The sequence below is a fragment of the Anabaena sp. CCY 9910 genome (assembly GCF_963920875.1).
In the GTDB taxonomy this organism is placed as follows: Bacteria; Cyanobacteriota; Cyanobacteriia; order Cyanobacteriales; family Nostocaceae; genus Trichormus; species Trichormus variabilis.
In genome coordinates this window covers 1-12,339 of sequence record NZ_CAWUDJ010000037.1, presented here as the reverse complement: position 1 = coordinate 12,339, position 12,339 = coordinate 1, and the positions used below count along the sequence as shown (strand labels likewise).

Annotated in this window: 18 protein-coding genes; 12 read left to right on the top strand and 6 right to left on the bottom strand. The window is 44.6% G+C overall.

What is annotated here, in order from left to right:
* The first annotated feature begins 125 nt into the window (after positions 1-125).
* The 12 genes from ACM5QX_RS22325 (at position 126) to ACM5QX_RS22270 (ending at position 7,661) form a co-directional block, all read left to right on the top strand.
* On the top strand, positions 126-809 hold the full coding sequence (locus tag ACM5QX_RS22325) for a hypothetical protein (RefSeq protein ID WP_414755545.1): 684 nt from the start codon (positions 126-128) through the stop codon (positions 807-809).
* A complete protein-coding gene (locus ACM5QX_RS22320; protein ID WP_414755544.1) occupies positions 799-1,725 on the top strand; it encodes a hypothetical protein in 927 nt (308 codons plus the stop codon). Before ACM5QX_RS22325 ends, ACM5QX_RS22320 begins: the two co-directional genes overlap by 11 nt.
* Positions 1,722-2,006 (top strand): hypothetical protein, encoded by a 285-nt coding sequence (locus ACM5QX_RS22315; protein ID WP_414755543.1) that lies wholly within the window; start codon positions 1,722-1,724, stop codon positions 2,004-2,006. Before ACM5QX_RS22320 ends, ACM5QX_RS22315 begins: the two co-directional genes overlap by 4 nt.
* Positions 2,007-2,091: 85 nt before the next feature.
* Positions 2,092-2,664 carry a hypothetical protein gene (locus ACM5QX_RS22310; RefSeq protein ID WP_414755542.1) on the top strand — a complete coding sequence of 191 codons (573 nt, stop codon included), beginning with the start codon at positions 2,092-2,094 and terminating at the stop codon, positions 2,662-2,664.
* Positions 2,665-2,707: 43 nt separating this feature from the next.
* On the top strand, positions 2,708-3,433 hold the full coding sequence (locus ACM5QX_RS22305) for a hypothetical protein (RefSeq protein ID WP_414755541.1): 726 nt from the start codon (positions 2,708-2,710) through the stop codon (positions 3,431-3,433).
* Between the two features lie 144 nt (positions 3,434-3,577).
* Entirely contained in the window at positions 3,578-4,513 is a 936-nt protein-coding gene (locus tag ACM5QX_RS22300; RefSeq protein WP_414755540.1) for a major capsid protein, read from the top strand.
* A gap of 63 nt (positions 4,514-4,576) precedes the next feature.
* Positions 4,577-4,984 carry a hypothetical protein gene (locus ACM5QX_RS22295; RefSeq protein WP_414755539.1) on the top strand — a complete coding sequence of 136 codons (408 nt, stop codon included), beginning with the start codon at positions 4,577-4,579 and terminating at the stop codon, positions 4,982-4,984.
* Positions 4,978-5,169, top strand: a complete 192-nt coding sequence (locus tag ACM5QX_RS22290; protein ID WP_414755538.1) for a hypothetical protein — start codon at positions 4,978-4,980, stop codon at positions 5,167-5,169. Before ACM5QX_RS22295 ends, ACM5QX_RS22290 begins: the two co-directional genes overlap by 7 nt.
* Entirely contained in the window at positions 5,141-5,734 is a 594-nt protein-coding gene (locus tag ACM5QX_RS22285) for a hypothetical protein (protein ID WP_414755537.1), read from the top strand. The genes ACM5QX_RS22290 and ACM5QX_RS22285 overlap by 29 nt, the downstream gene beginning before the upstream one ends.
* A 1-nt stretch (position 5,735) precedes the next feature.
* Complete coding sequence (locus ACM5QX_RS22280; RefSeq protein WP_414755536.1) at positions 5,736-6,560, top strand: hypothetical protein; 825 nt, start codon at positions 5,736-5,738, stop codon at positions 6,558-6,560.
* The gene (locus ACM5QX_RS22275; RefSeq protein WP_414755535.1) at positions 6,557-7,033 is read left to right on the top strand and encodes a hypothetical protein; all 477 of its coding nucleotides are present in this window, start codon (positions 6,557-6,559) and stop codon (positions 7,031-7,033) included. Before ACM5QX_RS22280 ends, ACM5QX_RS22275 begins: the two co-directional genes overlap by 4 nt.
* Complete coding sequence (locus tag ACM5QX_RS22270; protein WP_414755534.1) at positions 7,017-7,661, top strand: LamG-like jellyroll fold domain-containing protein; 645 nt, start codon at positions 7,017-7,019, stop codon at positions 7,659-7,661. Before ACM5QX_RS22275 ends, ACM5QX_RS22270 begins: the two co-directional genes overlap by 17 nt.
* A 78-nt stretch (positions 7,662-7,739) precedes the next feature.
* Here the strand turns inward: ACM5QX_RS22270 and ACM5QX_RS22265 are convergent, their stop codons facing one another.
* The 6 genes from ACM5QX_RS22265 to ACM5QX_RS22240 all read right to left on the bottom strand — a co-directional run.
* Positions 7,740-8,300, bottom strand: a complete 561-nt coding sequence (locus ACM5QX_RS22265) for a hypothetical protein (protein WP_414755533.1) — start codon at positions 8,298-8,300, stop codon at positions 7,740-7,742.
* A complete protein-coding gene (locus tag ACM5QX_RS22260) occupies positions 8,194-8,742 on the bottom strand; it encodes a DNA cytosine methyltransferase (protein WP_414755532.1) in 549 nt (182 codons plus the stop codon). The genes ACM5QX_RS22265 and ACM5QX_RS22260 overlap by 107 nt, the downstream gene beginning before the upstream one ends.
* Before the next feature lie 1,294 nt (positions 8,743-10,036).
* Positions 10,037-10,435, bottom strand: coding sequence for a hypothetical protein (locus ACM5QX_RS22255; RefSeq protein ID WP_414755531.1), 399 nt, complete (start codon positions 10,433-10,435; stop codon positions 10,037-10,039).
* Positions 10,432-10,908, bottom strand: a complete 477-nt coding sequence (locus ACM5QX_RS22250; protein ID WP_414755530.1) for an ASCH domain-containing protein — start codon at positions 10,906-10,908, stop codon at positions 10,432-10,434. Before ACM5QX_RS22250 ends, ACM5QX_RS22255 begins: the two co-directional genes overlap by 4 nt.
* The gene (locus ACM5QX_RS22245) at positions 10,905-11,186 is read right to left on the bottom strand and encodes a hypothetical protein (protein WP_414755529.1); all 282 of its coding nucleotides are present in this window, start codon (positions 11,184-11,186) and stop codon (positions 10,905-10,907) included. Before ACM5QX_RS22245 ends, ACM5QX_RS22250 begins: the two co-directional genes overlap by 4 nt.
* A partial coding sequence (locus ACM5QX_RS22240; protein ID WP_414755528.1) for a hypothetical protein occupies positions 11,187-12,339 on the bottom strand: 1,153 nt, incomplete at its 5' end.

Sequence of the window (12,339 nt, the reverse complement as noted above, 5' to 3'; positions counted from 1 at the left end):
ACCTACACCCGCTCATGCCCTAGAGAGTGGGTTTTTCATAGGGAAGAAAGAAGGAAGAGGGAAGAGGGAAGAAGGAAAGATTCTTCACTTCTTCCCTCTTCCCTCTTCCTCCTTCCTCCGCATATATGCCTACTGGAATCTTCACAAACACATGGGTAGAGACGAGCGCCAAAATCCTATTTCGTGGCGCGACTGCCCCAGATCCGACCAAATTTAGGGTATGCCTAGCGAACACGGCAACCCTGGGGCGAAGCAGTTCAATTGCTGATTTTGTTGCTGCTGAACTACTCCCCATCAATGGATACTCTAGGGTTAGCGGCAGCTTCTCAGGGGATGGCAGCTATGATGCGACAGATCAAAGGTATGAGAATATTATCGCTGCCGCCTTCTCTGCTTCTGGTGGTGCGCTACAATTCCAGACAGTCTTTTTAATAGCTAATTCCACTGCGATATCTTCTCGCAGCTTCTCTAATACGGATGTCAACGCTACAAGCGACACCATTACTATCAATAGTCACGGATTTGCTAACGGTGATAAATTAGTATTCACACCTGATGCACTCGCCACCCTTCCCGGTGGCATCAATACTGGAACTATTTACACTGTTGCAAGTGCCACCACCAACACTTTTCAAATTGGGGTGGATATCACAAATACTGGTAGTGGGACATTTAGAGCGCGTAGTGCCAATGGGATTGTGGTTGCTTACGCCGTAGAATCCTCGCCAATTACCGTGCCGGACGGACAAGGCTATAGTTACCAGTTTCCTTTGGTAGTATTGAATACGGGGTACGTCGGTGGAATCTGAAGAAAAATTACTGATGAGGCGATCGCACCTCAACCGCCAACTCTACAACTCCAAAGCAATCAACAATGCCGAAACCCCAGAAAATCAACCCACCCAATATCTAGGCTACGATTCGGCAACTGGTAGGGGGAAGTTGAAAAATTTTTCAGGTTCTCGGATTTACGGACAGACAATTACTAATGGGGCGATCGCTCGTGGGGATATGGTACGGATGCGAGGAGATAGGTATGATACCATGCCCACCGTACAAGAGCAGTCCGCAACACCCAAGCAGAGGAAGCAGCTACAGGGATTCATCGTCTGGAATATAGGATTAACAAAAACTGGACACGCAGACAGGGCGGTTGACTTCTTTTCAGGGATACTTGATCGAGACGATCCGCAATGGAAAAAATCAGTTAGCTATGATGACACAGAGATGCCGGACATTAGCAAGCTAAAGCTAATTTATATCCCTATGCCAAATAGAAGCCTATCTACCCAGGAAGTTAGGAAATTAAAATCCTTTCAAAAATCGGGCGGCTGGACTTTTACGACTGGCGAACACGCCAGCTTTTCCACAGAAAGGCGAAAAGCCAATGAAATCATGGCGATTCTCAATTCACCATTAAGATGCGTTGACAACACATCCACTTACGCTGGGGCTGCCGGAGGGGCAAACTACCCTGCTACATTCAAAAGCATTACTTCTCTTTATGGCAATGCTGCCTGCGAGATTGATGGTGGATCAAGTATTTCCAAGATACCTAGTTCGGTATTCACCCCAGGTGTAAATATCACATGGATCGCTTATCACGGAGGGAGTAAAACAATACTTAGCGGGGATGTTGATTGGGCTTCCGCATCAACTCCTTTTGATCCCAATAATCCATTGAATCAAAATCCTAAATTTGCAAAATTATTATTAAAACTATGACCGAGGTAGCGATTTTAGCCGCAATTCGCCTAAATAACAGAAGCATTTACCAGATTAAACAAGTGGAGGCGCAACGCTCAAGCGATCGCACCCAAGAACAAACTGCCACAATCCTGGGATACGACACAATCACCGGGCAATTCAGGGTTAAGGATGGCTTAGGGAAGATATTCTACACCAAGGCAATTACCAACTCTGGTGAACTGAGCATGGGTACAAGTGTGAGTTTGGTGACTCCATCGGGCGGTGGAATTCCAGCTATTGATGCAATGCCAAGGTAGGGTGCAGGGGTGCAAATGACCAATGACTATTAACTATTAACTATTGACTGTTGACCATTGACTAATGACAACTGACTATTGACCAATGACTATTTCTACAACCTACACAATCACCTCCATAAATTCGCTTAAAGCACTTACTCCTTCACAGCGAACTGAGGGCTATGCAAGGCTAGTAAAAGCCGTGCCGGCGTGGTATATTTTCGATTCAAATGCAGATACGGCAGCAGATAATAATCAAATCTTGATGCCCGATGACAATCCTGCTACTGGGCGGTGGATTAGGATTGGGGGGACTGGCGGTGGCACATCTCCTTTACAAGTAATCACTAGCAACTACACCGCCAGCAATGGCGATCGCTTATTGATAAATTCCACAGCCACAGATTCTGAGAATTTTAGTGATGCCCCAACTATTACTTTGCCGGCATCTCCAGATATAGGATCTGAAATCGAGATTATTTCTCTCGGTAGGTTAGCAAAAATTGATTTAAATGGGGCCAACTTTCAGGGGGGAGAAGTCGGAAACGATCTTTTGTATGTGGGAATTAGAATAGCCTCCCTTTTTAAGGGAGCAAGATTAGTTTTTGGGGTAGATTTCTACGGAGTCCCAACATGGGAAACAGATGTCACCAATAATAATCAATTTTATTTTTAATAATCCGGGGAATTATGCGATCGCACAATACGCGTGATGCGATATGCCTCCTGAATTAGAAGATTCTCAACCTAAAACTTATTCTGAAGAAGAGATAACTAAAATTCTCAACACAGCCAAAGCCACTCGTGCTGAGAGGGATGAGGCTGCTAAAAAAGCTAAAGATTTAGAAAATCAGCTTACTGAAACAACCAAGCAGCTTGAGCAATTCAAGGCGATTGACCCCAAAAAATACCAAGAACTGGAAACCCTAGCTAAAACTTACGAAGAACGCAAGCTTGAAGAACAGCGTGAATTTGGCGAACTAAAAGAACGGTGGCAAGGTGAACGAACCACCCTTCAGCAACAAATTCAGCAGCTAAACAACGAACTTAAAAGCACTCGTGTGGTGAATGCCCTAGAAAAAGCTTTTTACGCAGTAGGCGGTAAAGCTGGCTCTGAAGGGGATTTGAGCTATTTTGATTTGCTACGCGATCGCGCCACGCAATACATAGAAGTTGATGATTCCGGGAAGCTGGTGATAATTGACCCCCGTGACAAAACCAAGATGGTGACGGATAAGGGGACACCCTACACAGTGGAAGATTTGATGGGCAAATTTAGAACTGCTGGCCCGACAACTTCCTTATTTGAACCCGTGGGCAATGGTGCGGGTGGAGGGATGCAGCGAAATAGCCAGCAAAATGGGACAGCTGCAACCAGAGAGCAATTAATGAAGATAACCAACCGCGCCGAACGATTAGCACGGGCGAGGGAACTAGGAATTTAACCGCCACAGGCGGAATTCAAAATTCAAAATTATGAATTCAAAAGTGATTTTTGATGAGGATTTTGAGTTTTGAGAATCACGAAAGTCCAAGAGTGATTTTTGGGTTTTTCATTTTGAATTTTGAATTTTGAATTTAATTGAATTATGCCAATGACCTTATTGGAGGCGGCGAAGCTTGCCCCCTCCGTAGAACAAGCAACAATCATTGAAGAATATGCGGCTCAATCCGATATTCTCAGAGCAATTCCCTTTGAAGATATCGATGGCACAGGTATTCACTACAACCGCGAAGACACCCTTCCTGGTGTAGGATTTCGGGGAATCAATGAAGGCTATTCAGAATCGGTTGGTGTGTTGAACCCCCAATCTGAAGCCTTGAAAATCGCCGGCGGGGATTTGGATGTTGATAAAGCCATTATCGATATGCAGGGGGATAGAGTCCGCACTGTTCACGAGATGGCAAAAATCAAATCCTTGTCTCTGGCTTGGACTCGCAACTTTATCAAAGGCGATTCCACAAATAACGCACGGGTTTTTGATGGCTTGCAAGTGCGGGTTACTGGTTCGCAGTTAATCAGTAATGCTGCGGCTGGGGCTGGAATGTCGCTACTGAAATTGGATGAAGCTATAGATGCAGTTGATGACCCGACTCACATCATTCTTTCCAAGGCAATGAGACGCAGAATTACAAAAGCGGCTCGTGCGGGGATTGGTGGGGATATTGAGTGGCGGCAAGATGAGCTTGGTCGCCAACAGGGTTACTACAATGATCTGCCTTTACTCATTTGCGACTATGACAACAACGGCGATCAAATCTTGGATTTTACTGAAACCTCCCCAGATGGTAGTTCCAGCACAGCTTGTACCAGTCTTTATGTAGTTTCCTTTGCACCCATGAAGCTTGTAGGCATCCAGGGCAAGGCAGGTAACACCTACGGCATCAGCAGCCGTGATTTGGGAGAGCTTGAAACCAAGCCTGTGTATAGAACACGGGTGGAATGGTATAACGCGATCGCCTGTTACCACGGACGTAGTGTAGCTCGTCTTTACGGAGTTACAAACGCGGACGCTACTGCGTAGGGCTAATAAATCAAAGGGGCGGGCAAACCCGCCCGTACATGAAAAATTTTTCAGGTTCTCACCATGCCAAGATCAACTATTGCTAATCGTCGTTCGCACCAGTTCGACAAAAACCTAGAACTGCGGGACTACACTGCTGCCGCCATCTCTGCAACTACTGCCGGAAGCGCGATCGCTCTTGATGCCACCAAGCTTGTGAACTACAAGTGTGTGGTTGACGTTGCTGCATATTCTAGCTATTCGGCAGGAACAGCACAGTGGACAATCAGTGTTGAGGCTAGTGCCGATAACTCAACATTTGCGCCGGTTGGCAGTATCACACCTGCTGGGACGGCGGGTAAATTCGACATCCCCTTGTCTGGGGAATGGGTGCAAGACTTGGTTGCCAGCGCGGCTTACATTCGAGTCCGCGCCGTGAAAACAGGTTCACCCGGAAACCTAACCTATGGAGCATTCTTGCAGCCATGCTAGATCCAGTCACTCTTTATAAAGATGGACGACAATCCCGGCGTATTCCAGTAGTGGATGCGCCGGGATGGATTGCTGCGGGGTGGAGCCTAGAGCCACCCGCAGCAACATCCCCAGACCCCATACCAGAATTAAAATCAACAAGACGGAAGGTGAGAAATGCCGGAGACACCATACCAGAAGACTAATATTGTTGATTCGGCTGGCAATGTTATTGAGAACTTTGGGGGTGATACTAGCGACAGTAGTACACCTATCACAGGGCAAACTTTAGAAACTGGTGGTAGTGGTAATTTAGGGTGGCTTTCTTCTATCAGGAAAGCTCTGACTTCTGGACTAAAATTACTAGATGCAAGTGGAAGTATTCAAGCCACAATAAAAGCGGCAAGTGCGATCGCTCAAGCTGTTGATACGGCTTTAGTGGTTGCGCTTCGGTTGCGTGAAGTTAGCTATTTGAGTGGCACAATTAATACATCAGGAGACAACACAATTATCGCCGCCCCTGGTGCGGGACAGAGGATTATTATTACTTCATTAATAATGCAGTTAGAAGTTTCAACAGCGACTACTGCATTAATAAAAAGCGGTTCAAGTACTATCAGAAAAAGAAGTCTGTGCCAAGCGCAAGGTGATGGTTTATTTCTGTACTATCCGCCCGGAGATGCTTTGAGACTAGAAACAAATCAAGCGCTTGTAATTAATTTAAGTGGTGCTAATTCTGTAGGCTACTCCGTTGAATGGCTTGTGATTTAGTATGCTTTTAATTAGCAATAAATTCACAAGAAAAGGTGTTTGGTCGCCCATTAGATTACCTGAATCTAGATTATGGCTTGATGCTAGAGATGTTTCCACTTTCACATTTAATAGCAGTAATATTTCCCAGTGGATAGATAAAACGGCAGGGAGAAGATTTCAGCAAGCAACATCAGGAAATCAGCCAGTTTACGATACAACAGGGTTTAACGGATTGCCTTGTTTGAGCTTTAATGGAAGCTCTCAATTATTAAGAACTCCTGCTGGTGGTCCTGGAGCTATAGATAATGCCAATATCTTAAGAAATACTGCTCAGGCAATGGCTTATATAGTCATTGAAACCGGGGCAAGCTTTTCCTCTGGAAGGGCTTTATTCATTAGCACACCAACGTCTGCTATACCAAAATTAGCTTTATACTCTTCTGCCAGTGGATTGCATAGCATGATAGGAAGAAGATTAAATTCTGATACTAATCAGGTTATTAATACTGGAGCAAACACTAGATCACTAAGCACAAAATATATTCAAGGAGCATTAGTTGATTACTCTGGAGCTAATGCAAAAATTCGCATAAATGGGTCTGAATTAGTATCTGCTACTTTTCAAACTGCGGGTTTGGCTGCTGATGGCAATCCAAGTGCTACTTCCGTGGGAGCAGAATCAAATGGAGCTAATTATTTTCTAGGAAAAATAGCAGAAGTCGTTGTTGCTCATACATCAGATTTATCAGAATCACAAAAACTGGAAGGCTATCTAGCCCACAAGTGGGGCATGGCTTCGACACTGCCAAATGATCACCCTTATAAAAACTTGCCACCGTTATGAATAAAATTGAAATCATCGCTCAAGAGCTTACCAATTCACAATATTCTGAACTGGTAACAGCACAAAATTATCCAGCGATCGCTAACTTATTAAATGCCAAACCTTTGATTGATAACCCCACACCACAAAGCAATATTCCAAAACCTTTAAGTTTAGATGCTTTATATTCTTGCATTACCAGAGAAGAAGGATTGCAAATATCCCAGCATAATCTACTCGACAGAACTGAACGTGTAGCTAATGAAAATAATCGACCAGGATTATTATTATTAGTTGATATGCTTGATTCAATTTTATCGACTCAATCAAAAACTAATATTCAGAATTTGATTGATGAAGAAATTCTCGATCCCGAATATCAACCGCAAATACCAGGAACGTCAAAAGCTGAAGAATTGAGCATACATTCTGTGCGTGATTGGGAAGTGCAATTAGCATTACATCAGGTGTTTGAAGATGGTATTACTGAATAGCAAAGAAGGCTTGATTAAAGCTAAAAGAAGTGCATTAACACCTATTTTGGATTTGCCTTTTAACGGGGCAAATAATAGCACTTCTTTTACAGATATTGCCAAAGGCAAGGCAATATCTAGGCAAAATACTATTATCTCTACCGCCCAAAGTGTAAGTGGTGGAAGTAGCGCTTTTTTTGATGGTGTTTCTTGGCTTTCCACGCCAGATCACCCAGATTTTAATTTTGGTACTGGGAGCTTTTCTATTAATTTAGATTGCTGGATAGGTAATAGCTACACAAACTCTACACGCACATTAATTGGTAAATCTAACGGCGGTTCTGGGGAGAGATATATTTTATCTATAGGATCAAACAATAAATTTATATTTTCGAGAAGGAATGCGGCGGGAACTAGTTTGATTTACCTTGAATCTCAAACAACAATCTCGCTGAGTACTTGGTACAACGTAAAAGCATCAAGAAGTGGAGATGTATCCTTCCTAGCCATAAATAACACAATAGAAGCAACAGCCAATGCTGCCGGAGTTTCCGTTTTCGGTGACGGTCTTTTCACTATTGGATATTTAGGATTTGCAGGATTTTATTTTAATGGATATTTAGATAATTTAAGAATAGAAAAAGCTTAATTGATGCCCAACCTAAGCGGTTAATCATATTCATCTGCCTGGATATGATTAACCGATCGCTACCGAATTGATAGCGATTCAAGGGTTGAGCGCCAAAACCGCATCAGAGTGACTCATCCCCCGTTGCCGCAACTGCCTATAAGCAAAGCGCAAATTATCCGGCACTTCAGATTCTAGTTTGCGTTCTAGCATCGGTTTAATTGCTGTCAAGATATCAGTTATTTCTGCTGGAATAATGCCATTTCCTAGCATCTTAATTCTTTGGGTTTGACTGATAGTAATCTCATCTCCTTCCTTGTTTATCCCTGTTGCTGTTGAGCAAGCTTCCCACCCCATTAATTGTTCTGCTTCAGTGGCATTTATGGGGCGCTCAAGGTAAGTTTCGCCATTGTACTCGCGGATTTTGTAAGCGCCTATTCCCGCTTGATGTCCATCTTTACTGGTAAGAGATCGCAATGTAGGCGCTTCTTGGGTGTACAAGCGATCGCCCCCAGCAGCGCGATAAATAATGGTGTTTCCCTCACCAATGATTTCAGCTAAACACTTCCTCCCTTGCTTGGGCTGTGTTGCTCTCACTTCCCCCGTAATAGCCCACGATGAAAAGCCGTTCTCGGTTTTGAGGGACGTGGCGTTTTCCATTCCTAAGTTGCCAGGTGCAGCGATACCCCAGACCTGTAAACGCTTGGAGGATTTGAGGGAGGGCAGTTCCTCCATCTGCGCTAAGGATTCCGTTAACTTGTTCAAACAAGAATGCGCTTGGACGTTGGAGGCGAATGAATCTGAGTCCTTCAAAAAACAATTGTCCGCGAACTCCAGCAAGTCCATCTCGCTTGCCAGCCAAGGAAAAGTCTGGACAAGGGGAAGTAATGATTGTGATATCTGGTATTGGGAGGCTGAGAATAAATTCGTCTGTAAGGGTTCTGATGTCTTGCTCGATGAGTCTTGTTGTGGGGAATCGCTTTCTGTAGACGGCGGCGGCGTAGGGGTCGTTTTCGACTGCCCAGAGAGGTTTGTATCCTGCGGCAACAGCGCCTTCGGTGTCTCCAGATGCTCCTGCGAAAAGGTGTCCTGATGTGAGCATTGTTTTATCCTATTTAATTTCAGATTTATAATCGCGCTGCGAAACGCCTCTTGGTTGATAGTTCTTTGCTTGGCTCCCCACTGGAGGCGGTAAGAGTGTGGGTTGATTTTGAGTACGGTGATTTCGTCACCCCAGGAAGAATTGAAGCGATCGCCTACTTTAATTTCTTGTTCAGCATCCCAACGCCGATAAGCATCCTCGAATTCTTCTAATGTTTCAAAATCGTCGGGTTCCGGTGGTTCGTTGAAGACAGTCATCTGCCCAGTTTCAAAATCATCGGGGTTCCATCTGTCGCCTTCTGAGAAGTTGGAAAGTTTTTCATGTTCTCCAAGTCCATTCTCAATTTGAGCTATCAATTGCTCAAACTCTTTGTTGTTTTTAGAAGGCTTTACGGGTTCTAGGTTGGGGACTTCTTTAATCACCAAATCCGACAAAGGCAGTCGGGGGCGCTCAAGCGGATCGCCTGCCACGACAACATCAGCCTTTTTGACAGAGGGGTAAATCTTGGTGATTTTGATTCGTTTACCAAGGAAGGTTGACCAATATTCCTTGCCAACTTCGTGCTGCGGACTATGGACTATGGGCTGTTGACTAAACTGAGCCAGTCGCGTGGGCGGCTCTGCCGACTTGAGCGAACTGACGTGGGCTTCCAACTTCGCCATAAATTCGCCGTATGAGGCGCGATAGTTGGCAATGATTTCAGGAGGTGCGATCGCTAGTTTGTTTAATTCTTCGTCTTTATAGCTTGCCACTAACTGCGAATCGATAAATTCAATCATGATACTAGAGCGCAGTTTTACGATAATCATGGCGAGAGATTCGCCCTCGACTACATACATCCCTTTTTGGGCTTGGTCTTTGGTCAGGGAATTAGCTGCTTCCAAATACTCATAACTCCACTGACTAGGCTGCTTGCACCCATCCCACAACACTACTGCCCATCTTTCGTGAAGCTCTACAATCTCGCCAGTTCTTTGATTAACGCCAAAGGTGTCACGAACGCGGCTTCCTACTATAAAGCCAGGGTTTTCTACGTTGTGACTAAATGCCCAACAAAACTTTGTCGCTTTCCCATCAACTACACTACAAACCTGCAATACGGAGCGGGGAATTAAAAATTCTTTCCCTTCCCAAACCCCGATGCACATATCACCATCCCATCGCTTGAAATGGTAACACCAGGGACTTTCCCTCTCTGATATCCAATCACCAGGGGTAAGAATTTGGAGGTCTTCATCTGTAGCGGGACGAGCTACGCCGTTGTGTACTTTGCCAAGGTTGGGTGCAGTGGTGGTCATGATGCGATTGCCTCCCATACTTGATTTTTGTAAGCCCTGTAACTAGGAGCAAGGATAGAAACTTGCAAACTGGAGCGCTCGTATAAAATTCTCATCCACCAGTAGCCTTTGGGCGCAACTGGTTCTTCCAAGTCAGGGAAAGCCTCCCAATCTCCCATTCTGTTGAGGAAGAAAACTTGATAACCACAAAGTAAGGCATCATGAACAATTCCATCCATGATTGGCTTGATTTTGACACGGAAATCTTCACCGTTCATACCAAAAGAACTGTAGTGAATAACTGCCGCAGGGCCGCACTTCCATTGATTAATAGTGTCCGCCACTAGCTTTGCATCACCCCTGCACATACGAAAGTCGAAAGCAATATCAAATTCATTTACTTGTTTAGTGGTCATGCGACTTCCTCTAAATCATCAAGAGCCAAATCAATATCAAGTTTAAAAAGCCCTTGCTTACCCGTAATTTTGATAGGGAGAATAATTTTTCCGATTTGTTCTAACTTCCAAGCAAATCTTCCCGCGCTCCACTCACCACAATCAATTTCAAGCTGGGATTGTTGTCCGATAAATTCATCCGTCATCTTGATGCAGTCAGTTAGATTGGCGATCGCCACTGCATATCCCCTGGGTAATTCATCCCACTCAAACCAGTTATCAGTATTGGAAAAAAGTACTTGGTGTTTATGAAAAATTTTGCTGTAAGCCTGGGCTTGTTCGGGGTAGTTTCTTTGAGCAGAACAGATGACTAATCGACCCCTGTAATTAGTTGACCAAGAGCGCGTCTCATACTTCTTTAATCCCATCGCAACAAGCGATGCCCAAGGTTGCCAGAGAGATATTGCTTTATAAGAACCTGAAAAATTTTTCATCTTTCTATCACTCCCGCATAAGTCAATTCATGTTTTCTCAGGTCATCATCCAACTGAAGCCAATAGGCAATATCTCTGGCTCTAAGCCTTTGCTCTAGCAGTTGCTGCTGGGCTTCATTGCGAAGCTTTTCTAGTGCTATAGCTACATCCCAATCCCTATTGATTAATGCTTCTGTAAGCGCCTCTTGAACTGGGTCGATTAGTGCCTCTAGCTGAGAAAAGTAGCGCCAATCCGCTTGGAGATGCAGGTATTTGTATTCGGTGAGTTCGTTATCCATTTAAAAATCTGGCTCAGAAATACGCATTGGGTTCCCGGTTTCGTCTAACTCGATTTGGTATCCACGTAATTTAGCGATTCGCACAGCTTCTTTACGCAAAACCTCCGTAGGATCTTGCAGCCAAGAATTAAGTTGCTCTAGGTCGTTCGTAGCGCACTTCATCTTCTCTTTTGGCATCGACATAGATGAGGCGATTTTCGCAATTACATCTTTTACCGGACTTGAAGCAAATACCTCTACACTTTTTTCTACATCTTGTGATCTAGCTGCGTATACCCTCGCCCAGTACTCTTTGTCAGAGGATGATGCCGATCGCAATGTATAAGCTTGTGGATTGTCTGCATCCTCTGGTGCTTGAATTTGCTCTTGCTCCCAGTCCTGAGTTTGCTGCTCCAAAGCATCCCAGTCGATATCTTTCTCGGCAGCAATCATATGTACCTCTGTTGCTGAGAACATGGAAAATTTTTCATGTTCTACACAAGGTATATACTGCTTAACTTCTTCATACTGCGATCGCACTACCGACTTGTCTGAGGGACGCAAGGCCGCTTGATGCTTGGCGATCGCTTCCTTTTCCTGGCTGGGGACATTTATCCCATTTGATTGGCGAACGGCGATATTTGTAGCCTTGTGCAACGTAGCTTCATGGTATTCCTGCCAGTCATCAGCAAGCCTGCGGGGGTCGTTTCGATGATAAGCCCGCACATTTTTACGAGCCTCGTGGATGTCTAAAGCTCCATACTTCTGCATCCAGCGCCTAGCGTGCCAGTCTACAAAATTCGCGTCCAACTTACCGTCTACTTTCCATTCGCCTTCAGGAACCCAGTCCCATTCAATTTCTTGAGGTTTGGGACGACGATTAAAAAATGGGTCAAGCAGCACGACGGAACTCTTTTCCACATGAGCGATTTGATTGGCTTGACCAGAAGACTCTGGCTTATCTAACAACGCAGTGCATGAATTTTGAATCAGTTCCTGGCTTTTTTCATTTCCACCCTTATCTGAAAAAATATTAGGGTCTGAATTAGTCTGAATAGTCTGTGAGCCGCCGTTGCTGAAACTATTACTTGATAAAGGTTCTAGCTCGTCTAAATTCCCACTATGGGGAGTCTCACTCCCACTATGGGGAGTCTCACTCCCACTATGGGGAGTC